Origin of the sequence: Tsukamurella sp. DT100 (genome assembly GCF_049844855.1) — a bacterium.
Lineage (GTDB): Bacteria > Actinomycetota > Actinomycetes > Mycobacteriales > Mycobacteriaceae > Tsukamurella.
In genome coordinates, this window is record NZ_JBNCLV010000008.1 from 38,208 (window position 1) to 63,318 (window position 25,111).

Sequence of the window (25,111 nt, forward strand, 5' to 3'; positions counted from 1 at the left end):
TGACCGCATGAGCGATTCCAGCGTGAACTCCGCGTCCCTGGCCGAACTCGATCCCGAGGTCGCGGCCGCCATGAACGGCGAGCTCGCGCGGCAGCGCGACACGCTGGAGATGATCGCCTCGGAGAACTTCGTGCCGCGCGCCGTGCTGCAGGCGCAGGGTTCCGTGCTCACCAACAAGTACGCCGAGGGCTACCCGGGGCGCCGCTACTACGGCGGCTGTGAGTACGTCGACGTCGTCGAGGACCTCGCGCGCAACCGGGCCAAGGAGCTGTTCGGCGCCGACTTCGCCAACGTCCAGCCGCACTCCGGCGCGCAGGCCAACGCCGCCGTGCTGCAGGCCCTCATGGAGCCGGGCGAGACCCTGATGGGCCTCGACCTCGCGCACGGCGGCCACCTCACGCACGGCATGCGCCTGAACTTCTCCGGCAAGCTCTACGAGAACGTCTTCTACGGCGTCTCCAAGGAGGACCACCGGGTCGATATGGACGAGGTGCGCAAGATCGCCCTCGACTCCAAGCCCAAGGTGATCGTCGCCGGCTGGTCGGCGTACCCGCGGCAGCTCGACTTCGCCGCCTTCCGCTCCATCGCCGACGAGGTGGGCGCCCACCTGTGGGTCGACATGGCGCACTTCGCCGGCCTCGTCGCCGCGGGCCTGCACCCCAGCCCCGTGCCGCACGCCGACGTCGTCAGCTCCACCGTCCACAAGACCCTCGGCGGCCCCCGCTCCGGCATCATTCTGGCGAAGCAGGAGTGGGCGAAGAAGCTCAACTCCGCCGTCTTCCCCGGCCAGCAGGGCGGCCCGCTCATGCACGTGATCGCAGCCAAGGCCGTCGCGCTTAAGGTCGCGGGCACGGAGGAGTTCCGCGAGAAGCAGCAGCGCACGCTCGACGGTGCCAAGATCCTCGCCGACCGCCTGAACGGCAAGGACGTCGCCGACGCCGGCATCACCGTGCTGACCGGCGGCACCGATGTGCACCTGGTGCTCGTAGACCTGCGCAACAGCGACCTCGACGGCCAGCAGGCCGAGGACCTCCTCCACGAGGTCGGCATCACCGTCAACCGCAACGCCGTGCCCTTCGACCCGCGCCCGCCGATGGTCACCTCCGGCCTCCGGATCGGCACCGCCGCCCTCGCCAGCCGTGGCTTCGGCGAGAAGGAGTTCACCGAGGTCGCCGACATCATCGGCACCGCGCTCGCGCAGGGCAAGGCCGCCGACACCGCCGCGCTGCGCGCCCGCGTCTCCGCGCTGGCGCTCGAGGTCCCGCTGTACGAGGGCCTCGAGGACTGGGGCCTGCTCTCGCGCTGACCGGCGTCGCCGGGGGAGGAGCCGTCGGATGAAGCGGACGGGAGTGATCGCCGGGATCGCGACCGTGGTCGCCGTGGCCGCCGTCGCGGTCGTCGTGCTGCTGCTGACCTGGTTCCGCTCCGACGAGAACGTCGAGTGCACCGGCCGGGCGTACAGCGGGGGCCATCCGGCCGTCGTCTACGGACAGGCCCTCACCGGCCGCGCCACCGCGACGCCCACGACCGGACCCGACGGGGTCCCGGCCACCCGGGCCATCACGATGAAGGTCGGCGGGTCGGAGCAGCTCCTCGGACGGGCGAGCGACTACACCGTCGTCGGCCCGCCCGGTGTGGTGAGCCTGACCGATGAGGAGACGGCGTCAGCCTCGGACGGCTGCCGGATCACGCAGACCGACCGCTACGTCGAGATGACCGCGATCGCGCCCGGCGTCGTGGCGGTCGCCGGGGTCGTCGTCACCGTGGTTTGAAGGCCGGGTGGGCGCTGCCTTACAGTGTCCGGGTGACTTCCAGCACTTCAGAGGACGACCTGACGCTCGCCATCGACAAGGCGCTGCCGGACATCCGTGCGGCCTACGTCGAGGCCGGCGACGCCTGGCAGCCGCACGACTACGTCCCGTGGGACGACGGCCGCAACTACTCCTTCCTCGGCGGCGAGGACTTCGTCCCCGCCGACGTCAAGGTCGACGCGGTGGTCAGCAACGGCCTCATCCTGGGCCTGCTGACCAAGGACCACCTGCCGTCCTTCCACCGCCTGCTGGCGCAGCACCACCTCATCGAGTCGGACTGGGGCAAGTTCGTCGGCCACTGGACCGCCGAGGAGAACCGCCACGGCATCGCGCTGCGCGACCACGTCGTGGTCAGCCGCACCTGCGACGTCGAGCAGTTGGAGATGTGGCGCCTCGAGGCCGTGACCCGCGGCTACCGGCAGTACGAGGGCACCCGCGACGAGATCCACATCGCCGAGCAGATCGCCATGGTGATCACGCACGAGGCGCTCTCCGCCGACTACTTCGACCGCCTCGCCGACTACGCCGAGACCGCCGAGGGCACGCCGGCCGGCCTGGCCACCACCCTGCGCAAGGTCGCGAACGACGACCGCGTACAGCAGCAGTACTGGACTGAGCTGCTCACCGTCGCGCTCGACGTCAACGAGGGCCACGTCAAGGACGCCCTGCTGAGCCAGGCGCGCGTCGCGTCGCCGATCGGCGCCGAGACCGCGGACGGCCTGGACGAGGCCCGCCGCATCGTCACCGAGGCCGGCATCAGCTCGCCCGAGCGTGATCGCGAGATCCTCAACGGGCTCCTCGCGACGTGGGGTCTCGCCCTGTAACAACGGTCCCCGGCCCGTAACGAAGTGTTCACGAACGCGCCGCGCAGCCTCCGGGCCGCGCGGCGCGTTCGGCGTTAGTTTGGCGGTGACGGATTGCGGGGAAGCAGTTCGTCCCGGGAGGTTCCAACCGTGACTCGACTCATCGTCGCGAGAGGGCCGGCCCCGGTCCTCGTCGTCGGGGCGTAAACCGCGCACCGAGGGCGTTTGGACCGGCCGGCCGCAGCTACACGCTTGCGTGGGCGCCGCGCAGGCTAGGAGCGTCACCGTGTCTTTCCGTGAGACCCCCCGCACGTACGTGCTCGACACCTCCGTCCTGCTGTCCGATCCCTGGGCCATCACCCGCTTCGCCGAGCACGACGTCGTGCTCCCGCTCGTGGTGATCAGCGAACTCGAGGGCAAGCGTCACCACGCCGAACTCGGCTGGTTCGCCCGCGAGTCCCTGCGCATGCTCGACGACCTGCGGCTCGAGCACGGCCGACTCGACCAGCCGATCCCCACCCCGGGCGGCGGCACGGTCCAGGTCGAGCTCAACCACATCGATCCGACGGTGCTGCCGGTCGGTTTCCGCACGGAGACCAACGACGCCCGCATCCTCGCCTGCGCGCTGAACCTGCGCGCCGAGGGCCGCGACGTGGTGCTGGTCTCGAAGGACATCCCGCTGCGGGTCAAGGCCGGCGCGGTGGGGCTGGATGCCGACGAGTACCGGGCGCAGGACGTGGTGACCTCCGGCTGGACCGGCATGGAGGAGCTCGAGGTCTCGCGCGAGGTGATCGACGCGCTGTTCGCGGGCGGGGTCGTCGATCACGACGCCGCGCGGGAGCTGCCGTGCAACACGGGCGTGCGGCTGCTGGGCGGCACGTCCAGCGCGCTCGGCCGGGTGACCGCGGAGAAGCAGCTGCAGCTGGTGCGCGGCGATCGGGAGGCCTTCGGGCTGCACGGGCGCAGCGCGGAGCAGCGCGTCGCGCTCGACCTGCTGCTCGACGAGTCGGTGGGGATCGTCTCCCTCGGCGGCAAGGCCGGCACCGGCAAGTCCGCGCTCGCGCTCTGCGCCGGCCTCGAGGCCGTGCTGGAGAAGCGCACGCAGCGCAAGGTGGTCGTCTTCCGCCCGCTGTACGCGGTCGGCGGCCAGGACCTCGGCTACCTGCCCGGCTCCGAGAACGAGAAGATGGGGCCGTGGGCGCAGGCCGTCTACGACACCCTCGACGGGCTCGCCTCGCCCGAGGTGATGGACGAGGTGATGTCGCGCGGGATGCTGGAGGTGCTGCCGCTCACGCACATCCGCGGCCGCTCGCTGCACGACTCCTTCGTCATCGTCGACGAGGCGCAGTCGCTGGAGCGCAACGTGCTGCTCACCGTGCTCTCGCGCCTCGGATCGGGCTCGCGGGTGGTGCTCACGCACGACGTGGCCCAGCGCGACAACCTGCGCGTCGGCCGGCACGACGGCGTCGCCGCGGTGATCGAGAAGCTCAAGGGCCACCCGCTGTTCGCGCACGTCACGCTCACCCGCTCCGAGCGCTCGCCGATCGCGGCCCTGGTCACCGAGATGCTGGAGGAGTTCGCCCCCGGCGCGTAGCCCGTTCCGAAACCGGCCTCCTGCGCGACCACGATGGAAATACGTCGCCGTGCGGCCCCAGGAGCCCGGTTTCGGAACGTGCCCCGTTGCTATACCTAGAAGCGCAAGGTATATCTGTACCTAGTGGTTCTAGGTATGGAGGGTCGATGCACATCGATAAGGATCTGGTCGCCGCGTCGGCGACCCCGCTGGTGCTGAGCATCCTCAGCAGCGGCGACAGCTACGGGTACGCGATCCTCACCCGCATCCGGGAGCTCTCCGGCGGGCGGCTGGAGTGGTCCGACGGCATGCTCTACCCGTTGCTGCACCGCCTCGAGCGGCTCGGGCACGTCGAATCGCGGTGGGGCGTCGCCGACACCGGCCGCAAGCGCAAGCACTACGCCATCACGCCCGCCGGGCGGGAGGCGCTCGCGGACCGTCGGGACCAGTGGCGGGTCGTCAGCGCCGCCCTCGACGGCCTGTGGTCCGACGGTGCGCCGCAGCCGGGGCTCGCATGACCGGCCCCGTCGACGCGCAGATCCGGCAGTGGCGCGGCTACCTGGAGGGCCGGCGCCGGATGCGGGCCGACGAGGTGGACGAGCTCGAGTCCCATCTGCGAGACCAGATCTCCGACCTCGAGGCCCGCGGCCTCGACGGCGACGAGTCCTTCCTCGTCGCGGTCAAGCGGATGGGTGCCGCCGACGCGGTGGCGCACGAGTTCGCGCGCGAGCACTCCGACCGGCTGTGGAAGCAGCTGGTCCTGGGCAGCGCCGACGACGAGTCCGCGCGGCGCGGCGAGCTGCCGGTGGTGCTCGCACTCGGCGCCGCGGCGGGATTGTCGTTGCTCGCGGTGCTGCACCTGCTCGGTGAGTCCGCGCCGCGCTTCGTCGGGTTCGCGGTGGCGCCCTTCCTCGTCGGGTACTTCGCCTGGAAGCGCGCGATGCCCCGGCGGGCCGTGGCGGTGGTGCTCGGCGGCTTCGCGGTGATGGCGGGCCTCCTCGCCGCGTACCCGTTCGAGTCCGGCGGCTCCACAGAGGTCCTGGCCGTGGTCGCCGAACCGGTGGTGCTGTGGTTCGGCGTGGGCGTCGCCTACACCGGCGGCGCGTGGCGCTCGGCGCCCCGGCGGATGGACTTCGTGCGGTTCACCGGCGAGTTCGTCATCTACTTCCTGCTCATCGCCCTCGGCGGCGGCGCGATCACGGGCCTGACGATCGCGGCGCTGGGCGCCGTCGGGCTGGACGCGGAGTCGCCGGTCACCGAGTGGGCGCTGCCGCTGTGCGTCGGCGGCGCGGTGCTGGTGGCCGCGTGGCTGGTCGAGGCGAAGCAGGAGGTGATCGAGAACATCGCGCCCGTGCTCACGCGGATCTTCACCCCGATCACGCTGGTCATGCTCGTGGTGGTGCTCGGCGCCTTCGCGTCGCGCCCGGGCCTGATCGGCGCCGACCGCGACCTGCTGGTGCTGATGACGGTGGTCCTCGTGCTCGTCGTCGGGCTGCTGCTGTACGCGGTCTCCGCCCGTGACCCGCGGCGCCGGCCGGACGTCTTCGACCGGCTGCAGGTGGCGCTGGTCGTCGCGGCGATCGCCGTCGACCTCGTGGTGCTCGTCGCGATGGTCACCCGCACCGCCGAGTTCGGCACGTCGCCGAACAAGGCCGCGGTCCTGGGCCTGAACCTGGTGCTGCTGGTGATCCTCGCGGGCGCGGCCCGGCTGGGGCTCGGATTCGTCCGGGGGAGCAGGGACTTCGCCGCGATCGAGCGCTGGCCGACGAGCACGCTGCCCGCGTACGCGGCGTGGGCGGCGGTCGTCGCCCTCGCCTTCCCGCCGCTCTTCGGATTCAGCTGACGGCGGCCTCGCGGGCGCGGAACTGCGACGGGCTCAGGCCGTGGTGGCGCTTGAACGCGGCGCTCAGCGCGAAGGCGGAGCCGTAGCCCACGCGCCGGGCGATCGCCTCGAGCCCGTCGTCCGATGAGGTCAGCGCGTCGGCCGCGAGGGTGAGCCGCCACAGCGTGAGGTAGCGGCCGGGCGGCTCGCCGACCCCGGCGCGGAACCGCGCCGCCAGGCCGGCCCGGGAGACGTGCAGCGCGCCGGCCAGGGAGGCCACCGTCCACGGCTCGTCCGGCGACTCGTGGATGAGGTCCAGCGCGCCCGCGACCACGTCGTCGACGGTGCCCGACAGCCACCCCGTCGGGGCGGTGCGGGCGGCGGAGCGGATCGCGGCGCAGACGACGACGTCGAGGAGCCGGTCGATGACGAAGCTGTGTCCGGGACGCGGATACGCGAGCTCGCGGCGCATCAGCCCGATCAGCGCGTCGTCGACCTCGCAGGGCGGCAGCACCGTGAACTCGGGGAGCTGCGCGACGAGGTGCCGGCCCACCTGGGAGGCCGAGGCGTAGGTGCCGACCAACAGCTGATCCGGGCCCTCGTCGTGGTTGCCCCACGTCAGCAGGCCGCGGTGCGTGGTCGAGCGCATCGACTCGGTGAGCGGCACGCACGCGCCGCCCTCCTCGATCCGGACGGTCGGCGGGCGATCCGGCTCGTCGGCGACGACGTAGTGCGGCCCGTGCGCGACCAGCGCGACGGCGCCCGCCTCGAGCCGGATCCGGGTGTCCGCCCCGGCGATCCAGGCGGCGCCGCGGTCGACGGCGATCACGCTCAGCGGCGCACCGTCGTCGATGTCCACCGACCACGGCGGAACCATCGAGATGCGCAGCGAGAACAGGCCCTGGGCGCGGAGCCCGGACACCATCCGGAACAGCGGGTCCACCCCGTCAGATTAGACGAATACGTATGCGATCCGGGGTCTGAACCATGGATCGCGCCACGCTCGGGCGCGATCCTTGATCCATGACACTCAAACTCCTCCTCGGATCGGCCGCCCTGCTCAGCGCGGTGCTGGCCGGCTTCTACTTCGCATACGCCACGGTGATCACGGCCGAGCGGGGCGCCCCCGACGGTGCCGACGCCATGCGCCGGATGAACGTCGCGGTCGAGCGGCCGCCCTTCCTCGCGCTCTTCATGCTGGGCGCGCTGCTGCCGGTCGTCGCCGCCGTCTGGCTGGTGATCGCGGAGGGCTTCGACGCCCGGACCCTCGCCGCCGGGCTGGGGGCGCTCTGTGCGGTCGCGGCCTTCGTGTTCACCATCGCGGTGAACGTCCCCCTGAACCAGCGGCTGATGGCGGGCACCGTCGAATGGGCCGAGTTCGCGCGCACCTGGGGAATGTGGAACCTGGCGCGGCTGTGGCTCAGCGTCGTGGCCGCCGTGGGCCTCGCGGTCCCGGCCCTGCGGTGACGGCACCGTCGGGCCCGGGTCGCCGCAGGTAGGGCAACCTAACCCGGACCGGCGATCCGCCGGGGAATACCCTCGATACGTGACTTCGAACAGCCCCGAATTCATCTATTCCGACCTGCTGCCCATCGGCCCCGACACGACGCCCTACCGGCTCGTCACGGCCGAGGGCGTGGAGACCTTCGAGGTCGACGGGCAGAAGTTCCTCAAGGTCGCGCCCGAGGCGCTGCAGCAGCTGACCGCGGAGGCGATGCACGACATCAGCCACTACCTGCGGCCCGCGCACCTGCAGCAGCTGCGGAAGATCATCGACGACCCCGAGGCGTCGGGCAACGACCGCTTCGTGGCGCTCGACCTGCTCAAGAACGTCAACATCTCCGCGGGCGGCGTGCTGCCGATGTGCCAGGACACCGGCACCGCGATCGTCATGGGCAAGAAGTCCGAGGGCGTGCTGACCGGCGTGGACGACGGGGAGTGGGTCTCCCGCGGCGTCTACGACGCGTACACCAAGCTCAACCTGCGCTACTCGCAGAACGCGCCGATCACCATGTACGAGGAGAAGAACACCGGCACCAACCTGCCGGCCCAGGTGGAGATCTACGCCACCGAGCAGGGGCCGAAGGGTCCGGAGTACAAATTCCTGTTCATGGCCAAGGGCGGCGGCTCGGCCAACAAGTCCTTCCTGTTCCAGGAGACGAAGGCGATCCTCAACCCGGACCGCATCCTGAAGTTCCTCGACGAGAAGATCCGCTCGCTGGGCACCGCGGCCTGCCCGCCGTACCACCTCGCGATCGTCATCGGCGGTACGTCCGCCGAGTTCGCGCTCAAGACCGCGAAGTACGCCTCGGCGCACTACCTCGACGAGCTGCCCGAGACGGGATCGATCTCGGCGCACGGCTTCCGCGACAAGGAGCTGGAGGAGAAGGTCTTCGAGCTCACCCAGTCCTTCGGCATCGGCGCGCAATTCGGCGGCAAGTACTTCTGCCACGACGTGCGCGTCGTGCGCCTGCCCCGGCACGGAGCCTCGCTGCCCGTCGCGATCGCGGTGTCGTGCTCCGCGGACCGCCAGGCGCTCGGCAAGATCACCGCGGACGGAGTCTTCCTGGAGCAGCTGGAGACCGACCCGGCGCAGTACATGCCGGACGCCGGTGTGGCGGAGGACATCGAGGGCGGCGCGGTCGTCGAGATCGACCTGAACCGGCCGATGTCCGAGATCCTCGCCGAGCTGTCGAAGTACCCGGTCAAGACGCGACTGTCGCTGACCGGACCGCTGGTCGTCGCGCGCGACATCGCGCACGCGAAGATCAAGGACCTGCTCGACTCGGGTGCCCCGATGCCGCAGTACCTCAAGGATCACCCGGTGTACTACGCCGGACCCGCGAAGACGCCGGAGGGCATGGCGTCCGGCTCCTTCGGTCCCACCACCGCGGGCCGCATGGACAGCTACGTCGATGAATTCCAGGCCGCGGGAGGATCTCTCGTGATGTTGGCCAAGGGGAACCGGTCGAAGCAGGTCACGCAGGCGTGCGACACGCACGGCGGCTTCTACCTCGGCTCCATCGGCGGGCCCGCCGCCCGGCTCGCGCTCGACTGCATCAAGTCGCAGGAGGTCATCGAGTACCCCGAGCTCGGCATGGAGGCCGTGTGGAAGATCGAGGTCGAGAACTTCCCCGCGTTCATCGTCGTCGACGACAAGGGCAACGACTTCTTCACCGATCCGTCGGGTGAGGTCGCCTTGCCGCTCAGCGGGATCCGGGTGCGCTCGAAGGAGCGGTAGGCCGTCCGGCGCACCGCCGTCGGGTTCGACGGTGCGCCGCTCGTTCCGTCAGGCCGGGCGGAGGATCGTCACGGCGAAATCGGCGCCGTCGTGCCAGGGCTTGACGTCCCAGGTGGACAGGCGCAGGTCGGTCCGCAGGCCGGCTTCGGCGGCGTGGGCGTCCAGCTGCTCGGGACTCAGGCCGCGGTCGGTGTGGAAGCCGACGACCGCGAAACCCTCTGGCGTCAAATGCTTCCGGAAGTTCGCGAGCACCGTCGTCTCCGTGCCCTCGGCGACGAAGACCAACACGTTCCCGGCGCAGACGATCGCGTCGAAGGTGCCGTCGAGGTCCAGCTCCGCGAGGTCCTGCACGAGCCAGCGCGGGCCCGGATGATCCTGCTCCGCCGCGGCGATGAGTTTCGGGTCCACGTCCACTCCGGTCACGTCGTGGCCCACCGAGTGCAGGTAGCCGCCGATCCGGCCCGGCCCGCACCCGGCGTCCAGGATCCGCGAACCGCGGCCCACCATCGCGTCGACGAGGCGGCCCTCACCCGCGAGGTCCGCGCCCTCGCGCGCCATCGTCCGGAAGCGCTCGATGTACCACTCGCTGTGGCCTTCTTTGGTGTCCGTGAACCAGCGCGGCGTGCTCATACCGTCCAAGTTACCCGCAGGGGTTCGTGCCGATCGCGACGCCGTTGCGGAGGGTGCGTACGTACGCTCCACTCCTGTGCTGCACCGCATAGCAGGCGGCCCCGAGGTCGGTGCCGTAGTCGATGTACGGGGTGTAGAAACGTTCGCCGTTCGCATCGACCGCGTTGATCGAGCCGCAGTTGAGGGCTCCGCTGTAGAAGTACTGCGCGGTGGGCTCGGCGGTGAGGCGCGCGGTGACGAGGGCGCGCAACGAGGGGTTGCTCTCTTCGATCGAGACGAGGGCCAGGATGTACCGGCCGTCGCACGCAGGCGTGCTCAGGGGCGTGGCAAGCCCGAGATCCGCCGAAGGCCGTGCACGCGGTGCGGTCACCGTCGTAGTGGGCTGGACAGTCACCGTGGACGGCGCAGCCGTGACCGTGGCGGGGCCCGCAGCGGTCGATACCGCAGTGCTCGGTGGCCGATCGACCGCGGCGGTGCGAGTGCCGGATTCCGGTGGGCGGTTCAGGAGTATCGCTCCGGCGATGGCCGCTCCGACCACCAGGACTGCCGTGGCGGCGGCGGGGAGCATCCATCGTCGACGCGGGCCGCTCGCAGCGGGTGCCGGCGTTCCTGCGACGTTCGGCGTAGCGACCGGTGGAGGCGTGGAGGTGGGCGCGATCATCGTGCGGTCGTACTGCTGGCCCGTGGGCACGGGCCGGAGCAAGGTGGAGTCGCTCGCGCCGGAGCGGGGCGCGGCGAGTTCGGCAGCGAATTCGCCTGCCGTCGAGGGTCGGTCGCGCGGCGCGCGGGCCATCCCGCGCGCGAGGACCGCGTCGATGCTCGGTGGCAGGTCGGGCCGGGCCATGAGCGCCGACGGGACGTCTCCCTCGAGCGCAGCGGCGACGACCGCGACCGGGCTACTGCGATCGAACGGGCGGACCCCGGTGAGCAGCGCGTAGGCGGTGGCGGCGAGCGAGTACGTGTCGGCCGCAGGTCCGATGGCTTCGCCGCGGAGTTGTTCCGGCGCGGAGTAGGCGACGGAGCCGATGGTGGTGCCGGTCGCGGTCAGTTCCGACGCGTCGTCGGCGGCGCGGGCGATGCCGAAGTCGGTGAGGAGCGCGCGCGACCCGTCGAGCATGATGTTCGCGGGTTTGACGTCGCGATGAAGCACCCCGCGATGATGAGCGAAGTCGAGCGCGGCGGCGGTGTCGCGGATGATGGCGATCACCTCGTCGAACGGAAGGCCGTTCGGTGCCCGGCCGAGGCGGGCCGCCGCATCGATACCGTCGATGTACGGCATCGATAGCCACAGCTGGCCCGAATCCTCGCCGCGGTCGAGCACGCTCACGATGTTCGGGTGGTTCAGGCCCGCGGCGAGGTCCGCTTCGCGGAGGAATCGCTGGCGGAAGGCCTCGTCGGAGGCGAGATGCGGGGGCAGGACTTTGATCGCGTCCTGCCGCGGTAGACGCGGGTGCTGTGCCAGGTAGACCTCGCCCATACCGCCGGCGCCGAGCTGTCGAACGATCGTGTAGCCGGCGAAGACCTCGCCCGGTATCAGTGTCATGCTGACCTCCCCGCGAAGAACCTACCGCGACCTGCTCCGGCGGGCGGGTGTTGTTCGGCTGAGCTCCTCGATCAGTTCCCTGCGGTTTCGGCGGCGCCGACCTGCGATTCGGTCGCCGAAACCGCAGGAATCGTCGTGCGACGCGCGACACGGGTCTACTACGCGCAGTAGTGGGTACTGTCGAGGAATGACCGACATCATCGACCGGATCGGCACCGCCCCGATCGCCGCCGCGGGACTCGTGGGCGGCTACTACATCGCCCGGGAGACGGGGATCCGCCCGCTCGGCGGCGTCGTGCTCGCGGCGGCGGGTGCCGCGGCCGCCCAGGGCTGGAACGCGAAGGCGGGAGCGGGGACTGCCTCGGCGCTCGGGGCGGTCTACCTGGGCGGATTCGGCGCGTCGCACCCGCTGGCGAAGAAGATCGGCGCGTGGCCGTCGGTGCTCGCCGTGGCGGCGGTCGCCGCGGGCGCGTCCTATGTGCTCGTCGATCGTCGCTGACCGGTTCCACGGGCCCGGCGACGGGCTATCCTCAGCGGGTGAGATTGAGAACAAGTTTCACTGCAGCGACCTGTGCAGCCGCGTTCGCCATCGCCGGCTGCGGGGCGCAGGCGGCCCCGTCGAACGAGGCGCACCCGGGCTCGCACAGCGTGGAGGCGAAGACGGCCACGGCCTCGTCGCTCACGGCGACGGAGGACGTCAGTCCGACGCCCACGGGCACGCCGCTCTACGCCCGCCTCGCCAGCTCCAGCGCTGTCGGCGACACCGGCCAGGCCCTCACCGCGACCCTCGCGGGCACCACCTACCGCAGCGCGACCGGCGTCTGGATCGGCTGCGAGGGCACCGCCGCGACTGCCGTCTACCGGCTCGGCGGCGAGTTCACCAAGCTCACGGGCGTCCTTGGGCTCCAGCCGCACACCCCGCGCGACCTGCGGGTGCGCGTCTCGTTCATCGTCGACGGCGCGACGAAGCTGGCCGCTGTCCTCGCGCGCGACGATGTGCCGCAGACCATCTCGATCCCGCTCGACGGTGCCCGGTCGGTCACCGTCTCCGCCCTCGCGACCGACGGTGAGTGCGCGCCCGCCCCGGCGCCTTATGGCGCCATCGGCGCCGCGAGCCTCACCTGACCCGGTCGACGTTGGCCATCGCCAGCACGTCCAGCCGGCGGTCCAGCTCCTCAAGCGTGAGCTTGTCGCCGATCAGGCCGCGGTCGATCACGGTCTGCCGGATCGTCTTGCCCTCCTTGAGCGCCTGCTTCGCGACGGCCGCCGCCTCCTCGTAGCCGATGAGCGAGTTGAGCGGGGTCACGATCGACGGCGAGGATTCGGCGAGCGTCCGCAGCCGGTCCTCGTGCGCGACCAGCCCCTCGATGCACTTGTCCGCGAAGAGCCGGGAGACGTTGGCCAGCAGCGTGATCGACTCGAGCACGTTGCGCGCCATCATAGGGATGTAGACGTTGAGCTCGAAGGCGCCGTTGCCGCCGCCCCACGCCACCGCGGCGTCGTTGCCGATCACCTGCGCGGCCACCTGCGTCACGGCCTCGGGGAGCACCGGGTTCACCTTGCCGGGCATGATCGAGCTGCCGGGCTGCAGGTCGGGGAGCGCGATCTCGCCGAGCCCGGTGAGCGGCCCGGAGCCCATCCAGCGCACGTCGTTCGCGATCTTGGTGAGCGACACCGCGATCGTCCGCAGCGCGCCCGACAGTTCGACGAGCCCGTCGCGCGCGGCCTGCGCCTCGAAGTTGTCCTTCGCCAGCCGGATGTCCTCGACCCCCGTGAGCCGCACCAGCTCCGCCACCACGAGCGAACCGAAGCCCTCCGGCGCGTTGAGGCCCGTGCCGACGGCGGTGCCGCCGATCGGCACCTCACCGACGCGGGGGAGCGTGGCCCGCACCCGCTCGACGCCGGCCTCGACCTGGCGGGCGTAGCCGCCGAACTCCTGGCCCAGCGTCACGGGCACCGCGTCCATGAGGTGCGTGCGGCCCGACTTCACCGTCGTGCGCCAGGCCGCGGACTTCGCGGCGAGCGCCGCCTGCAGGTGCTCCAGCGCGGGGATCAGCGTGGTGACGGCGCCCTCGGTGGCGGCGACGTGCGTCGCCGTGGGGAAGGTGTCGTTCGACGACTGCGACATGTTCACGTCGTCGTTGGGGTGCACCTGGACCCCGGCGCGTGCGGCGAGCGAGGCGATCACCTCGTTGGCGTTCATGTTCGAGCTGGTACCCGAGCCGGTCTGGAAGACGTCGATCGGGAACTGGTCGTCGTGCAGCCCGTCGGCGATCTCCTGCGCGGCGGCGATGATCGCGGCGGCCTTCTCCGGCGCCAGCAGCCCCAGGTCCTGGTTGACCTGCGCCGCGGCGGCCTTGAGCAGCCCCATCGCGCGGATCTGGGCGCGCTCGAGCGGGCGGAAGCTGATCGGGAAGTTCTCCACGGCGCGCTGCGTCTGCGCGCGCCAGAGGGCGTTCACGGGCACCCGGACCTCGCCCATGGTGTCGTGCTCGATGCGGTACTCGGTCTCCGGGGTGTCAGCGTTGTTAGCCATACCTTAGAAACCTACTCGGGCCCCGGGAATGTTCCCAGGGCCCGAGGAGAAGATCACTCTCAGTCGAAGATCTGCGCGTAGGTCTTGAGCTTGGTCAGGCGGTGCGTCGCGTCCACGGTGCGGACGGTGCCCGACTTGCTGCGCATCACGATCGACTGCGTGGTGGCGCCGTCGGCGCGGTAGCGCACGCCGCGCAGCAGGTCGCCGTCGGTCACGCCGGTCGCCGCGAAGTAGACGTGCTCGCCGCGCACCAGGTCGGTGGTGCCGAGCACCTGCGTCGGGTCGATGCCCAGGTCGGCGAGGCGCTGCTTCTCGATGTCGTTCGACGGTGCCAGGGTGCCCTGGATCTCACCGCCCATGCAGCGCAGTGCGGCCGCGGCGATGATGCCCTCGGGCGTGCCGCCGATGCCGACGAGGATGTCGGTCTTGGCCTCGGGGCGGGCGGCGGCGATGGCGCCGGCCACGTCACCGTCGGAGATGAGGCGCACGATCGCGCCGGTCGCGCGGATGTCGGCGATGAGCTGCTCGTGCCGGGGGCGGTCCAGCACCGTCAGGGTGACGTCGGTGACCTTGATGCCCTTGGCCTTGGCGACCTTCGCGATGTTGTCCGCGATCGGGGCCTCGATGTCGATGACGCCGGCCGCCTCGGGGCCCACGGCGATCTTGTTCATGTAGAACACGGCGGAGGGGTCGTACATCGCGCCGCGCTCGGCGACCGCGAGCACCGCGATCGAGCCGGGCATGCCCTTGGCCATGAGCGTCGTGCCGTCGACGGGGTCCACGGCGACGTCGGTCGACGGGCCGAAGCCGTTGCCCACCTCTTCGCCGTTGTAGAGCATGGGCGCCTCGTCCTTCTCGCCCTCGCCGATCACGACCACACCGCTCATCGACACCGTCGAGACCAGCTGGCGCATCGCGTCCACGGCCGCGCCGTCGCCCGACTCCTTCTGGCCGCGCCCCACCCAGCGGCCCGCGGCGAGCGCGCCGGCCTCGGTCACGCGGACCAGCTCCATGGCCAGGTTCCGGTCCGGCGCGATGGGGTTCTTCTCAGCGTGGGTATCGGACATGGATTCCTCCGGATCTCGATGCGCGCGGGTGGGCGCGGCGGGCCTCGCTCGATTCTTCCATGCCCTACCGGTCGGCGACGGGGCCGGTCGGGCCACGGCCCGTCGCGCCATGCCCGCCTCCACCGCCGGACGTCGCGCGCGGGATACTGGACGGCGTGGCTGACAAACCCCGGATCCTGCAGAACCGTCGCGACATGGTGCTCACGATGGTTCCGCTGCTCGCTCTGTGCCTGATCGTGCTGTTCGCATCCGGCAACTTCAAGCTGGGCTTCGGCGCCGACCCCAAGGACGAGACCGTCGAGCCGATCAACCCGAAGGGCGTCTACCAGGTGTCGGCGGACACGCTCGGCTTCCCGGTGCGGATGCCCGGCGGCGCGGGCGTGGTCGACGGTGTGCCGGAGGGCTGGAAGGCCACCGCCACCCGCGACGACGACGTGGTCGGCGGCAAGGTCTTCTCCGTCAATTACGTGACGCCCGAGAAGAACTCGCTGCAGCTCTCGCAGTCCGGATCGCCCGCCGACGTGGTGCTCGAGTCCGTCTACGGCGCGAAGGCCAAGCCCTCCGGCACGGTCCCCGTCGAGGGCCGGACCTGGGACGTCTACGGCCCGAACGACAAGAACCGCAGCGCCTGGGTCCTCCAGGTCGACGGTGCCGTCCTCGTCGTCTTCGGCGGCGGCACCGTGCCGCGGTTCACCGAGCTGGCCGCCGCGGTCCAGTCGCAGCAGCCGCTGCCGCGGTCCGGGGCGCCGGCCCCCGCCCCGCCCCGGTAGGCGGCGCGGCCCGTCCGCTCACTCCTCGGCGGCGATCGCCTTCTCGATGCGCTCCCGTGCACCCGCGAGGTGCTCCTCGCAGCGCTTGGCGAGCGCCTCGCCGCGCTCCCACAGGTTCAGCGACTCGTCCAGGTCGATCCCGCCCTGCTCCAGCAGCTTCACCACGACCGCGAGCTCGTCGCGGGCCTGCTCGTAGCCCAGCTCGGCCACCGGTGTCTCGTCGCTCATGCCTCATCCTCGGTTCGTACGGAGATCTTCGTCACGCCCATGACGGCTGCGCTGGCGGCACCGTCGGGCAGCCGGACCCGCAGTTGCGAGCCGGGCGCGAGTTCGTCGATGCCGCGGACCACGGGGTTCTCGCCGTCCGGCGTCACCTTCTGCACCACGGCGTAGCCGCGCGCCATCGTCGCGGCGGGACCGAGCGACGTCAGCCGCGCGGCCAGGTGCGCGGTCCGCTCGGATTCCCGTTCGACGGTGCGCCGCACGTCCCGCCGGACGTCGCGCAACAGGCGCGCGACATCGTCGGCGCGGTCGTCGACGAGGCGCAGCGGATGCGCGAACACCGGTCGCGACCGCAGCGCGTCGAGCGTGTGCTCCTCCCGTCGCACCCACCCGCGCAGTGCCGCCGCCGCGCGCCCGCGCAGCTCGGCGATCCGCTCCAGCTCGGCGACCACGTCGGGCACCACGCGCTTCGCGGCGTCGGTCGGCGTCGCGGCGCGCACGTCGGCGGCGAAGTCACAGAGCGGGTTGTCGGGCTCGTGGCCGATGGCCGAGACGATGGGGGTGCGGGCGGCGTGCACGGCGCGGCACAGCGTCTCGTCGGAGAAGGGCAGCAGGTCCTCCACGCTGCCGCCGCCGCGGGCCATGATGATCACGTTGACCTCGGGGTCGGCGTCCAGGGTGCGGAGGGCCGCCACCAGCTGCGGGACCGCGGTCGGGCCCTGCACGGTGGCGTACTCGGCGCGGATCCGCACGTCGGGCCAGCGGCCCTCGGCGATCGACCGCACGTCGCGCTCGGCGGCGCTCGCCCGCGCGGTCACCAGCCCGACGGTCCGCGGCAGGAAGGGCAGCGGCCGCTTGAGCCGCGGGTCGAACAGGCCCTCGGCGTGCAGCAGCTGCCGGAGCCGTTCGATGCGGGCGAGCAGCTCGCCCACGCCGACGGCACGGATCTCGGTGATCCGCAGCGACAGGCTGCCGCGGCCGGTCCAGTAGGTGAACCTGCCGCGCACGATGACCTGCGTGCCCTCGGTGAGCGGCACCTCGGAGCGGTCGAGGACCGCCGGCAGGCACGTGACCTGCACCGAGACGTTCGCCGACGGGTCGCGCAGCGTGAGGAAGGCGGTGCCCCCGCCGCGGCGGTTGAGCTGGGTGATCTGCCCCTCCACCCACACCTCGCCGAGGCGGTCGATCCACTGCGCGATCTTCATGGAGACCACGCGCACCGGCCACGGGTGCTCCGCGGTCGACGGGCCGCCCGCGCCGCCGCCGGGCGCGTTGGTGGAAGCCGGTCCGGTCACCGCGTAATGCGGTTCTCGAGCATCGTGAGGAAGGGCGGCCGCGCCTTGTGGCCGCGCTCGTACTCGACGAGCGACTCCACCTCGGGCGTGGTCAGGCCGGGCAGCCGGCCGCGCAGCTGCGCCAGGGTGAGCTCGGGGTAGTCGATGCGGAGCACCGCGGCGGGCAGGTCGTCGGGGGTCTCGGCGGGCGCCGCGGTGTCCGACGGTGCCGGGGCGGGGGAGCTGTACAGCGCGTACCGCCCGGCGCCCGACGGTGCCTCCTCGGCGGCCGGCTGCTCGTCCGCGGCCGGCGGGGCGGTGGCGACCGAGGTGGACTTCGCGGCACCGTCGGCCTGCACGGCCTCGGCCGACGCGGCTTCGGGGGAGCGGGCGGGCTCGGTGGCCGGCCGCACCTCGCCGTAAGCGGGATTCGTCGCGGGCAGGTCCACGTCGACGTCCTCGTCGTCGTCGAAGGTCGCCCAGGCGGCCTGCTCCTCCTCCTTGGCGGGGAAGACGCTCTCGAGCGCGCGGTCACCGCGGACGGCGAGGTCGGCGAGGTCCTGCTGGACGTGGATGAACGCCTGCGCGGACTTGCTGCCCAGCGTGAGCGGGGCGCTCACGGCGCCCCCGACGAACTCCTGGCCCTTCTCGGCGGCGAGGGCGACGGCCCCGACGGCGACGCGGACCACGAACGGTAAACGGCTCATGTGTCCAGGGTGCCTCATCGCGCTCACCGGCACACCGTCAGGTGCCGTAGCCTGGAGGCATGAGTTCTGGCAAGCGTGTCCTGCTGGCCGAGCCGCGTGGCTACTGCGCGGGCGTCGACCGTGCGGTGGAAACGGTCGAGAAGGCCCTCGAGAAGCACGGCGCCCCGGTGTACGTGCGCAAGGAGATCGTGCACAACCGGCACGTCGTGGAGACGCTGCAGGACAAGGGCGTGATCTTCGTCGACGAGACCGACGAGGTGCCCGAGGGCTCGCTCCTGGTGTTCTCCGCGCACGGCGTCTCGCCCGCGGTGCACGAGGGCGCCGCGCAGCGCAGCCTGCGCACCATCGACGCGACGTGCCCGCTGGTCACCAAGGTGCACCAGGAGGCCAAGCGCTTCGCCCGCGACGATTTCGACATCCTGCTCATCGGCCACGAGGGGCACGAGGAGGTCGAGGGCACCGCCGGCGAGGCGCCGGAGCACGTGCAGCTGGTCGACGGCCCGGACGCGGTCGACAACGTCACCGTCCGCGACGAGGACAAGCTGGTGTGGCTCTCGCAGACCACGCTCTCGGTCGACGAGACCATGGAGACGGTCCGTCGCCTGCGGGAGAAGTTCCCCAAGCTGCAGGATCCGCCGAGCGACGACATCTGCTACGCCACCCAGAACCGGCAGGTCGCGGTGAAGGCGATGGCCCCGGAGTGCGATCTGGTGATCGTCGTGGGCTCGCGGAACTCGTCGAACTCGGTGCGACTGGTAGAGGTGGCGCTGCAGGCCGGCGCCCGCGCCGCGTACCTCATCGACTTCGCCCGCGAGATCGATCCCGCCTGGCTCGACGGCGTGGAGACGGTCGGCATCACCTCCGGCGCGTCGGTGCCCGAGATCCTGGTCAAGGGCGTCGTCGAGTATCTGGACGGCGAGGGCTTCCACGACGTCAAGGCTGTCACCACTGCGAACGAGACGCTGGTCTTCGCGCTTCCGCGCGAACTGCGTCCCCGCGCCAAGGCCTGACCGCACCCGCGACGACGAAGGGCGCGCCACCGGATCCGGTGGCGCGCCCTTTCGCGTGCTGTGGGAGGAGTCAGTCCTTGTAGCGGTGCCGGCGGATCTGCCGGGGCTCGTCGGCGGGCTCCGTGAAGTCGTCCCGGAAGTTGGTCTCCACCGCCGAGTCCTCGCTCTGCGGACGGTAGCGCGGGGGCCGGTAGTGCTCGTAGCGTCCCGGGTTCGACGGTGTCTCGCCCCGGCGCGCGGTCCGCTCCTCGCCGGTCAGGCTGGGGAGGTCGGGCTGCGCGGCGCGGCTGCCGGAGATGCGGGGGAGCGAGGCGAAGTCGTCGCGCGGGATCTGCGAGCGCTCCCGCCCGGCGCGGGGCGCCGCGGGGTCCACGCCGCGGGCGCGGTCGATGTCGCCGGCCTCGCGCCGGTAGTCGCGCGAGTCGGCGGGGGCCGCCGCGCGCGCGGCGGGGGCGTCCGGGCGTCCCTCAGGACCCCGCGGAGTGCGCCACCGGGGCTGGGGCTCACCGATCCGGCGACGCTCGTCGTCGTGCCGCAGTTCCCGTGAGTCGTGGATCCCGGGCCGCGGCCGGTCGCCCTGCGCGACGGCGGGGCGGGGCCGGGCGCCGCGCGGTACCGCCCGACGGTCGTCCTCGCCGGGACGCCTCGGCATCGGCGGTCGCGGGATCTGCCCCGAGTCGGGCCGGATGACACGGTTGATCTGGGTCGCGGGTGCTCCGGCGTCGCGCGCGGCGATCTCCTCGCGGGTCCGCGCGAGGCGCGCTGCCGAGTCCCGGCGCTGTTCGTCGCGCCGCACCTCGTCGCGGCGGAGGTCCCGCCGCGGGTCCTCGCGGCGCGCGGCCGAGCTGCGGCCCCGGACCGCGGCGTCGGCCTCGGCGGGTTCGCGACGGTCGGCCCGATCCGCCCGGTCCCGGACGGCGCGGCTCGAGCGGTGCTCGGCGGAGCGGCTCTGGTGCCGCTCGGAGCGGTCGGCGCCGTCGCCGACGAGGGCAGCGGCGCCCACCGCGCCCGCGGCGGGCGCGGGGCGCAGGCGGGTGAACGCCGCTCGGATCCGCTCGCCCAGTGGCAGCCCGGCGGACTCGGCGGGCCGTTTCCCGCCGGCCGCGGCACCCGTGGCTCCAGCGCCTGCCGCGGGCTTCGCAGCGCCGGCGAGGGCGGGCTTCGCCGTCTCCGGCTTCGCCGCACCGGCCTTGGATCCGACTTTGGCGCCCGCCTTGGCGCCGGCCTTGGCGAGCGAGGCCTTCGTCCCCGACGTCGCTCCGCCGCGCTGTGCGCTGCGGGCGTTCGCGGTGAGCGAGCGGTACTGCAGCAGGCGCGCGCCGCCGATGACCAGCACGATCACGGTGGTCCAGAACATCCACGGGAACAGCGAGATCATGGGGAACAGCACGTCGGTGAGGATCTGGCTGGTCTTGCGCGGGCTGGGGAGGGAGAACCAGCGGTACAGCGGGATCGCGGTGGCGATGATGAGCGGGGGCTGCACCATCGCGGTAAACAGCGCGCGGTTGCGCACGGCGAGCACGGCGACGACCGCGCCGACCGACATCGCGAGCACGCCGGCGTTCGCGCCCGCGAACTCCCCCGAGGCGAGGGCGCCCGCCCCGGTGAAGACCAGCATGGTCAGGACGGCGCCCCACCACGGCAGTCCGGGCACCGTCGCGAGCACGGAACGCTCGTCGACGGGCACCTGGGAGCGGGACGGTGGGAACTTCGACACAGGTGAACCGTACCGGTTAAGGCTGTGAGAACCGAGAATCTGCCGCCGTGGGGACGGCCCGCGGCGCGCGGTCGAGCTCCAGCGGATCGTCGCGCGCACCGTCGGGCATGGAATCCAGATCGGCCAGACGGCGGGCGGTGACGCCCACCCGCGAGTTGTACGAGCCGACGGTGGCGTTGAACGCCTCGACGGTCCTGCCCAACGCCGTACCCAGTGAGGAGAAGTGGCTGTTCAGAACGTCGAATCGCTCGTTCAGTTCGCGGCCGAGGGCCTGGATCCGCGCCGCATCCTCGCCGAGGGCGTGTTGCCGCCAGCTCAGCGCGACGGCGCGGAGCATCGCGACGAGGGTGGTCGGTGTGGCGAGCACCACATTCCGGTCGAGGGCGAATTCGAGCAGCTCGGGGTCGGCCTGCAGCGCGGCGTCGAGGAAGGCCTCGGCGGGCACGAACATCACCACGAGCTCCGGCGAGCCGACGGCCTCCCAGTACCGCTTGCCCGCCAGCTGCACGACGTGGGAGCGGAACCGGCGGGCGTGGTCGGAGAGCAGGGCGGCGTGCTCCGCCGGCGGCGCCTCGAGCAGCTGCAGGTACGCGTCCAGCGGCACCTTCGCGTCGACCGCCAGATCGCGTCCGCCTGCGAGGTGCACCACGACGTCGGGCCGGACCCGCGCGTCACCGACCGTGCCGCCCACCTGGGTGGAGAAGTCGCAGTGCCGGCTCAGCCCGGCCAGCTCCACCACCCGTTCCAGCTGCAACTCGCCCCAGCGGCCGCGCACCGTGGACGACTTCATCGCGGAGCGCAGCGTCGCGGTCTCGGCGCGCAGGGCCTCGCTCGTGCGCGCGACGGTGCCGATCTGCTCCCGCAGCCCCGCGAACGCTGCGACGCGGCTGCGCTCGGCCACGGCGAACTCGTGGCCCAGCGAATCCAGGGTCTGCCGCAGGGGAGCGAGCAGCGCGTTCACCGGCCCGGCCACCGCGTCGGGGGCGGGCCCGGCACCGTCGGACCGGCCGGGCGGCGCGGGCAGGGACCGGGCCAGGATGATCCCCACGGCACCGCCGACCAGCAGCGCCAGCAGCGCGACGATCAGATGCGAGAGGTCCATGCCGTCAGCATGGACGCCCCCACTGACAAGTTTCAGGCCGTCTCGGCCGGGGCGTCCTTCGCCGGGTCCGCCGCCGGTGCTGCGGGCTTGCGCCGGAACTTGTCCCAGAAGCTGGGCTTCGGTTCCTCCTCGGGCGGTGGCGTCTCGCCGGTCTGTTCGTCGACGAGCTCGCCGAGGTACCGGAACAGCACCGCGATGGCCGCGGCGACGGGCACCGCGAGGAAGGCGCCGATGATGCCGAACTGGGTGCTGCCGAAGGCGATGGCGAGCAGCACGATCGCGGGGTGCAGCTCCATCGAGCGGGACTGCAGGATCGGGGAGAGGACGTTGCCCTCGAGCTGCTGCACGGCGATCACCACGGCGAGGACGGCCAGGGCGGTACCGGGACCGTTGGTCACCAGCGCCACGACCACCGCCAGCGCGCCGGCGACGAAGGCACCGACGATGGGGATGAAGCCGCCGAGGAAGGTGATCACGGCCAGCGCCCCGGCCAGGGGCACCTGCAGGATCACCAGGCCGAGGCCGATGAACAGGGCGTCGATGAAGCTGACCAGCGCCTGCGTGCGGATGAAGCCGCCCAGGGTGGTCCAGATGCGGCTGAGCAGTTCGGCGAAGTGCTCCGAGACGGGCGTGCCGGAGTGGCGCCGCAGCCACGGCATGAACTTGTCGCCGTCCTTGAGGAAGAAGAACGTCAGCATCGCGACCATCACGATCGCCACCACGAACGAGCCGGCGGCGCTGACGCCGGTGAAGACGCCCGACGCGATGGTCTCGGCGCTCTCCTGCAGCTTCTTGGTGATCGACGTGACGAACTTGCTGATCTGCTCGTCCTGCAGGTTCAGCGGCGGGCCCTGCGCCCACTTCTGCACCTTGCCGACGCCCTCGACGGCGCGGTCGGCGATCTCCTTGGACTGGCCGCCGATGGACGGCGCGATGGCGCCGATGACGCCGCCGAGGAGGCCCAGGGAGAGCAGCAGGACGAGCGCGGTGGCGAGCGCGGGCGGCAGGCCCTTGCTGCGCAGCCAGCGCACGGGCGGCCACAGCACGGTGCACAGCAGGATCGCCAGCAGCACGGGCAGCAGGATCGTCCAGAACTCGCCGATGATCCAGCTGAGTACGAACAGCATCGCCGCGACCGCGACCGTCCGCCAGCTCCAGGTGGCCAGCCAGCGGCCGGCCTCGCCGTAGACCTCGCTGCGGGTCTTCTTGCCCGGCGGCGGGGTCGTCGTCTCTTCGCTCACGTCGCGATCGTATGTGCCTCGTGGTCCAACAGCCACTCCTTCACGGCGAGTCCCCACCGGAATCCGCCGAGGGAGCCGTCCAGCCGCAGTACCCGGTGGCAGGGCACGAACAGCGCCGCCGCGTTGCGCGCGCAGGCCATCGCCGCGGCACGGACCGCCGCCGGGCGCCCGGACAGGTCGGCGTACTCCGTGTACGTCACGGGCTTTCCGGGTTCGACGGTGCGCAGCACGTCCCAGGCGTGCTCGATGAAGGCGCCGGAGCGCTGGCGCACGACGATGTCGTCGATCGCGGTCACCTCGCCGGCGTGGAAGGCCGCGACGGCCCGGGTGACGGGGCCGAGCTCGGCGCGCTCGTCGACGGCGGTGGGGCGTAGCGCGGTGTGGATGACGGGCAGCAGGTCGCCGGGGTCCGCGGTCCAGCCCGAGGCGAGGACGGCCCCGTCGGCGTCGACGACGGCGGTGAAGGGCCCGGCGGGCGTGGCGACGGTGGCGAAGTGGGCGGTCACGGCGTGATCCTCCGGTCGGTGGTGAGCGAGTGGTTCCACAGGTGCAGGGAGACGTAGCTGCCCCACGGGCTCCACCGGTTCTCGGTGATGTCGAGCCCGAGGGCTTCCGCGCCCTTCGCGACCACGAGGTCGGACGCGAGGAGGGTATCGGGGTCGGCGAGCAGGCGCATCGCCACGTAGTCGGCGGTCCACGGCCCGACTCCCTTGAGCCGCAGCAGCTCCGCGCGCGCCTCCTCGCGGGGCATGCCGCCGTGCAGCACGAGCCGCCCCTCGGCCAGCTCGGTCGCGACGCCGAGGATCGCGGCGATCCGGGTTCGCGGGCCGGTGAGCACCTCGCCGCCCCGCTCGGCGACGGCGGCCGGGGTGGGGAAGGCGCGCCGCACCCTGCCCGACGGGTCGTCGACCTCCGCCCCGAGCGCCTCGACGAGCCGGGCCTGGTGCGTGGCGGCCGCCGCGATGGAGATCTGCTGCCCGATCATGGTGCGCAGCAGTAGCTCCGCCGGGTCGACGGTGCCGAACAGCCGGATGCCCGGCGTCGCGGCGACGAGCGGCGCCAGCTGCGGATCGGCGGCCAGCGCCTCGTCCACGGCGGTGGGGTCGGCGTCCAGGTCCAGCAGGTGCCGCAGCCGCGCGACTGCGGTCGACAGGTCGCTCATCGCGGCGAGCGAGAGAGTGGCGCGGACGTACCCGTCCGGGGCGGGCCCCAGATCGATGCCGGCGATCCCGTTCCCGCCCGGCAGGCTCAGGACGCGGGTGTAGCGGTCACCGTCGGCGTGCTCGAGGCCCGCGACGGCGTGCGCGGCGAGGAACCACCGCACCCAGCCGGTGGCGTAGGGGCCGCGCAGCGCGAGGCGCAGGCTCAGCTCCCCGGTCGACGGGGCCGCCGGGTCGGGGCCGCGCTGCGTCCGCAGCTCCGACGGGGTCCGTGCGAAGACCTCGCGGATCGTGTCGTTGAACTGGCGGATCGACGTGAAGCCGGCGGCGAAGGCGATGTCGGAGAAGGGCAGCGTCGTGCCGGTGATGAGGATCCGCGCGGTGGTGGCGCGGTGCGCCCGCGCGAGTGCCAGTGGGCCGGCGCCGAGTTCCGCGGTGAGGACCCGGGTGAGCTGTCGCGAGCTGTAGCCGAGCCGCTCCGCCAGGCCCGTCACCCCGGACCGGTCGACCACCCCGTCGGCGATGAGGCGCATGGCCCGCGCGGCGAGGTCGGATTCGAGGTTCCACCGGGGCGAGCCGGGTACGGCGTCGGGAAGGCAGCGCCGGCACGCCCGGTAGCCCGCGGCCTGCGCCGCGGCGGCCGTGAGGTGGAAGCTCACGTTCGCGGCCTTGGGGGAGGTCGCGGGGCACGACGGGCGGCAGTAGATACCGGTGGTGGCGACGGCGGTGTAGAACTGGCCGTCGAACCGGGGATCGCGCCCGGCGATCGCCCGGTAGCACCGGTCGAAGTCGAGGTGGGGTGAGCTGGTGGTCACGCCTTCGACTCTGGCATTGCACAGGCGACCGCGCTAGCGGCTTTCGGACATCACCGTGGCGGTGGGC

25 protein-coding genes are annotated in these 25,111 nt (G+C 72.1%); 12 read left to right on the top strand and 13 right to left on the bottom strand.

Going from position 1 to position 25,111, the window contains the following annotated elements:
• Positions 1 to 7: 7 nt before the first annotated feature.
• The 6 genes from glyA (at position 8) to ACLQ3K_RS18870 (ending at position 6,030) form a co-directional block, all read left to right on the top strand.
• Positions 8 to 1,306, top strand: a complete 1,299-nt coding sequence (gene glyA / locus ACLQ3K_RS18845) for a serine hydroxymethyltransferase (RefSeq protein WP_426001081.1) — start codon at positions 8 to 10, stop codon at positions 1,304 to 1,306.
• A gap of 28 nt (positions 1,307 to 1,334) precedes the next feature.
• Positions 1,335 to 1,772: a hypothetical protein gene (locus tag ACLQ3K_RS18850; protein WP_426001082.1), complete on the top strand. Its 438-nt coding sequence runs from the start codon at positions 1,335 to 1,337 to the stop codon at positions 1,770 to 1,772.
• A gap of 32 nt (positions 1,773 to 1,804) precedes the next feature.
• Complete coding sequence (locus tag ACLQ3K_RS18855; protein WP_426001083.1) at positions 1,805 to 2,635, top strand: acyl-ACP desaturase; 831 nt, start codon at positions 1,805 to 1,807, stop codon at positions 2,633 to 2,635.
• 265 nt (positions 2,636 to 2,900) lie between these two features.
• Positions 2,901 to 4,208, top strand: coding sequence for a PhoH family protein (locus ACLQ3K_RS18860; RefSeq protein ID WP_224645860.1), 1,308 nt, complete (start codon positions 2,901 to 2,903; stop codon positions 4,206 to 4,208).
• 146 nt (positions 4,209 to 4,354) lie between these two features.
• Positions 4,355 to 4,705, top strand: a complete 351-nt coding sequence (locus ACLQ3K_RS18865; protein ID WP_224645861.1) for a PadR family transcriptional regulator — start codon at positions 4,355 to 4,357, stop codon at positions 4,703 to 4,705.
• Positions 4,702 to 6,030, top strand: coding sequence for a permease prefix domain 1-containing protein (locus ACLQ3K_RS18870; RefSeq protein WP_426001084.1), 1,329 nt, complete (start codon positions 4,702 to 4,704; stop codon positions 6,028 to 6,030). The genes ACLQ3K_RS18865 and ACLQ3K_RS18870 overlap by 4 nt, the downstream gene beginning before the upstream one ends.
• Here ACLQ3K_RS18870 and ACLQ3K_RS18875 read toward each other — a convergent pair.
• Positions 6,023 to 6,952, bottom strand: a complete 930-nt coding sequence (locus ACLQ3K_RS18875; RefSeq protein WP_426001085.1) for a cupin domain-containing protein — start codon at positions 6,950 to 6,952, stop codon at positions 6,023 to 6,025. The two genes, ACLQ3K_RS18870 and ACLQ3K_RS18875, sit on opposite strands and share 8 nt — an antisense overlap.
• 80 nt (positions 6,953 to 7,032) lie before the next feature.
• Between ACLQ3K_RS18875 and ACLQ3K_RS18880 the strand changes: the two genes are divergently transcribed.
• Together ACLQ3K_RS18880 and ACLQ3K_RS18885 are read left to right on the top strand one after the other, a co-directional pair.
• The gene (locus tag ACLQ3K_RS18880; RefSeq protein ID WP_426001086.1) at positions 7,033 to 7,476 is read left to right on the top strand and encodes an anthrone oxygenase family protein; all 444 of its coding nucleotides are present in this window, start codon (positions 7,033 to 7,035) and stop codon (positions 7,474 to 7,476) included.
• A gap of 79 nt (positions 7,477 to 7,555) precedes the next feature.
• Positions 7,556 to 9,250, top strand: coding sequence for a fumarate hydratase (locus tag ACLQ3K_RS18885; protein WP_224645865.1), 1,695 nt, complete (start codon positions 7,556 to 7,558; stop codon positions 9,248 to 9,250).
• A 48-nt stretch (positions 9,251 to 9,298) separates the two neighbouring features.
• On the opposite strand, the gene ACLQ3K_RS18890 is transcribed toward ACLQ3K_RS18885, so the two are convergent.
• Both ACLQ3K_RS18890 and ACLQ3K_RS18895 read right to left on the bottom strand, forming a co-directional pair.
• Positions 9,299 to 9,880, bottom strand: a complete 582-nt coding sequence (locus ACLQ3K_RS18890; RefSeq protein WP_426001087.1) for a class I SAM-dependent DNA methyltransferase — start codon at positions 9,878 to 9,880, stop codon at positions 9,299 to 9,301.
• A gap of 10 nt (positions 9,881 to 9,890) precedes the next feature.
• Positions 9,891 to 11,423, bottom strand: a complete 1,533-nt coding sequence (locus ACLQ3K_RS18895) for a protein kinase domain-containing protein (protein WP_426001088.1) — start codon at positions 11,421 to 11,423, stop codon at positions 9,891 to 9,893.
• 187 nt (positions 11,424 to 11,610) lie between these two features.
• On the opposite strand from ACLQ3K_RS18895, the gene ACLQ3K_RS18900 reads away from it, so the two are divergent.
• Positions 11,611 to 11,922, top strand: a complete 312-nt coding sequence (locus ACLQ3K_RS18900; protein WP_426001089.1) for a hypothetical protein — start codon at positions 11,611 to 11,613, stop codon at positions 11,920 to 11,922.
• Positions 11,923 to 11,960: 38 nt separating this feature from the next.
• Positions 11,961 to 12,548, top strand: a complete 588-nt coding sequence (locus ACLQ3K_RS18905; protein WP_426001090.1) for an NPCBM/NEW2 domain-containing protein — start codon at positions 11,961 to 11,963, stop codon at positions 12,546 to 12,548.
• Here ACLQ3K_RS18905 and ACLQ3K_RS18910 read toward each other — a convergent pair.
• Both ACLQ3K_RS18910 and glpX read right to left on the bottom strand, forming a co-directional pair.
• A complete protein-coding gene (locus ACLQ3K_RS18910; RefSeq protein ID WP_426001091.1) occupies positions 12,541 to 13,959 on the bottom strand; it encodes a class II fumarate hydratase in 1,419 nt (472 codons plus the stop codon). The two genes, ACLQ3K_RS18905 and ACLQ3K_RS18910, sit on opposite strands and share 8 nt — an antisense overlap.
• A 59-nt stretch (positions 13,960 to 14,018) precedes the next feature.
• Entirely contained in the window at positions 14,019 to 15,026 is a 1,008-nt protein-coding gene (glpX, locus tag ACLQ3K_RS18915; RefSeq protein ID WP_224645871.1) for a class II fructose-bisphosphatase, read from the bottom strand.
• Positions 15,027 to 15,181: 155 nt separating this feature from the next.
• Between glpX and ACLQ3K_RS18920 the strand changes: the two genes are divergently transcribed.
• Positions 15,182 to 15,796 (top strand): DUF4245 domain-containing protein, encoded by a 615-nt coding sequence (locus ACLQ3K_RS18920; protein WP_224645872.1) that lies wholly within the window; start codon positions 15,182 to 15,184, stop codon positions 15,794 to 15,796.
• Positions 15,797 to 15,814: 18 nt separating this feature from the next.
• Here ACLQ3K_RS18920 and ACLQ3K_RS18925 read toward each other — a convergent pair whose 3' ends face one another.
• The 3 genes from ACLQ3K_RS18925 to ACLQ3K_RS18935 are packed head-to-tail and all read right to left on the bottom strand — an operon-like array spanning position 15,815 to position 17,999.
• On the bottom strand, positions 15,815 to 16,024 hold the full coding sequence (locus tag ACLQ3K_RS18925) for an exodeoxyribonuclease VII small subunit (RefSeq protein ID WP_068532691.1): 210 nt from the start codon (positions 16,022 to 16,024) through the stop codon (positions 15,815 to 15,817).
• The gene (xseA, locus tag ACLQ3K_RS18930) at positions 16,021 to 17,313 is read right to left on the bottom strand and encodes an exodeoxyribonuclease VII large subunit (RefSeq protein ID WP_426001092.1); all 1,293 of its coding nucleotides are present in this window, start codon (positions 17,311 to 17,313) and stop codon (positions 16,021 to 16,023) included. Before xseA ends, ACLQ3K_RS18925 begins: the two co-directional genes overlap by 4 nt.
• Positions 17,310 to 17,999 (bottom strand): lipid droplet-associated protein, encoded by a 690-nt coding sequence (locus tag ACLQ3K_RS18935; protein WP_426001093.1) that lies wholly within the window; start codon positions 17,997 to 17,999, stop codon positions 17,310 to 17,312. Before ACLQ3K_RS18935 ends, xseA begins: the two co-directional genes overlap by 4 nt.
• Positions 18,000 to 18,058: 59 nt before the next feature.
• On the opposite strand from ACLQ3K_RS18935, the gene ACLQ3K_RS18940 reads away from it, so the two are divergent.
• Positions 18,059 to 19,009 carry a 4-hydroxy-3-methylbut-2-enyl diphosphate reductase gene (locus ACLQ3K_RS18940; protein ID WP_224645876.1) on the top strand — a complete coding sequence of 317 codons (951 nt, stop codon included), beginning with the start codon at positions 18,059 to 18,061 and terminating at the stop codon, positions 19,007 to 19,009.
• 70 nt (positions 19,010 to 19,079) lie between these two features.
• Here the strand turns inward: ACLQ3K_RS18940 and ACLQ3K_RS18945 are convergent, their stop codons facing one another.
• From ACLQ3K_RS18945 to ACLQ3K_RS18965, 5 genes are read right to left on the bottom strand one after another with little or no spacing between them, the layout of a single operon-like run.
• Positions 19,080 to 20,726 carry a DUF6542 domain-containing protein gene (locus tag ACLQ3K_RS18945; protein ID WP_426001094.1) on the bottom strand — a complete coding sequence of 549 codons (1,647 nt, stop codon included), beginning with the start codon at positions 20,724 to 20,726 and terminating at the stop codon, positions 19,080 to 19,082.
• Between the two features lie 16 nt (positions 20,727 to 20,742).
• On the bottom strand, positions 20,743 to 21,828 hold the full coding sequence (locus tag ACLQ3K_RS18950) for a DNA recombination protein RmuC (RefSeq protein WP_426001095.1): 1,086 nt from the start codon (positions 21,826 to 21,828) through the stop codon (positions 20,743 to 20,745).
• 32 nt (positions 21,829 to 21,860) lie between these two features.
• On the bottom strand, positions 21,861 to 23,069 hold the full coding sequence (locus ACLQ3K_RS18955) for an AI-2E family transporter (RefSeq protein WP_426001096.1): 1,209 nt from the start codon (positions 23,067 to 23,069) through the stop codon (positions 21,861 to 21,863).
• Positions 23,066 to 23,575 carry a methylated-DNA--[protein]-cysteine S-methyltransferase gene (locus ACLQ3K_RS18960; protein ID WP_426001097.1) on the bottom strand — a complete coding sequence of 170 codons (510 nt, stop codon included), beginning with the start codon at positions 23,573 to 23,575 and terminating at the stop codon, positions 23,066 to 23,068. The genes ACLQ3K_RS18955 and ACLQ3K_RS18960 overlap by 4 nt, the downstream gene beginning before the upstream one ends.
• Entirely contained in the window at positions 23,572 to 25,044 is a 1,473-nt protein-coding gene (locus ACLQ3K_RS18965; RefSeq protein WP_426001098.1) for an AlkA N-terminal domain-containing protein, read from the bottom strand. The genes ACLQ3K_RS18960 and ACLQ3K_RS18965 overlap by 4 nt, the downstream gene beginning before the upstream one ends.
• Between the last annotated feature and the right edge of the window lie 67 nt (positions 25,045 to 25,111).

What these genes read in the sequence shown, in the direction of transcription:
- glyA (WP_426001081.1), top strand. Translation starts at nt 8, where the DNA reads ATGAGCGATTCCAGCGTGAACTCCGCGTCCCTGGCCGAACTCGATCCC.
- ACLQ3K_RS18850 (WP_426001082.1), top strand. Translation starts at nt 1,335, where the DNA reads ATGAAGCGGACGGGAGTGATCGCCGGGATCGCGACCGTGGTCGCCGTG.
- ACLQ3K_RS18865 (WP_224645861.1), top strand. Translation starts at nt 4,355, where the DNA reads ATGCACATCGATAAGGATCTGGTCGCCGCGTCGGCGACCCCGCTGGTG.
- ACLQ3K_RS18870 (WP_426001084.1), top strand. Translation starts at nt 4,702, where the DNA reads ATGACCGGCCCCGTCGACGCGCAGATCCGGCAGTGGCGCGGCTACCTG.
- ACLQ3K_RS18880 (WP_426001086.1), top strand. Translation starts at nt 7,033, where the DNA reads ATGACACTCAAACTCCTCCTCGGATCGGCCGCCCTGCTCAGCGCGGTG.
- ACLQ3K_RS18890 (WP_426001087.1), bottom strand. Translation starts at nt 9,880, where the DNA reads ATGAGCACGCCGCGCTGGTTCACGGACACCAAAGAAGGCCACAGCGAG.
- ACLQ3K_RS18895 (WP_426001088.1), bottom strand. Translation starts at nt 11,423, where the DNA reads ATGACACTGATACCGGGCGAGGTCTTCGCCGGCTACACGATCGTTCGA.
- ACLQ3K_RS18900 (WP_426001089.1), top strand. Translation starts at nt 11,611, where the DNA reads ATGACCGACATCATCGACCGGATCGGCACCGCCCCGATCGCCGCCGCG.
- ACLQ3K_RS18910 (WP_426001091.1), bottom strand. Translation starts at nt 13,959, where the DNA reads ATGGCTAACAACGCTGACACCCCGGAGACCGAGTACCGCATCGAGCAC.
- glpX (WP_224645871.1), bottom strand. Translation starts at nt 15,026, where the DNA reads ATGTCCGATACCCACGCTGAGAAGAACCCCATCGCGCCGGACCGGAAC.
- ACLQ3K_RS18925 (WP_068532691.1), bottom strand. Translation starts at nt 16,024, where the DNA reads ATGAGCGACGAGACACCGGTGGCCGAGCTGGGCTACGAGCAGGCCCGC.
- ACLQ3K_RS18935 (WP_426001093.1), bottom strand. Translation starts at nt 17,999, where the DNA reads ATGAGCCGTTTACCGTTCGTGGTCCGCGTCGCCGTCGGGGCCGTCGCC.
- ACLQ3K_RS18940 (WP_224645876.1), top strand. Translation starts at nt 18,059, where the DNA reads ATGAGTTCTGGCAAGCGTGTCCTGCTGGCCGAGCCGCGTGGCTACTGC.
- ACLQ3K_RS18950 (WP_426001095.1), bottom strand. Translation starts at nt 21,828, where the DNA reads ATGGACCTCTCGCATCTGATCGTCGCGCTGCTGGCGCTGCTGGTCGGC.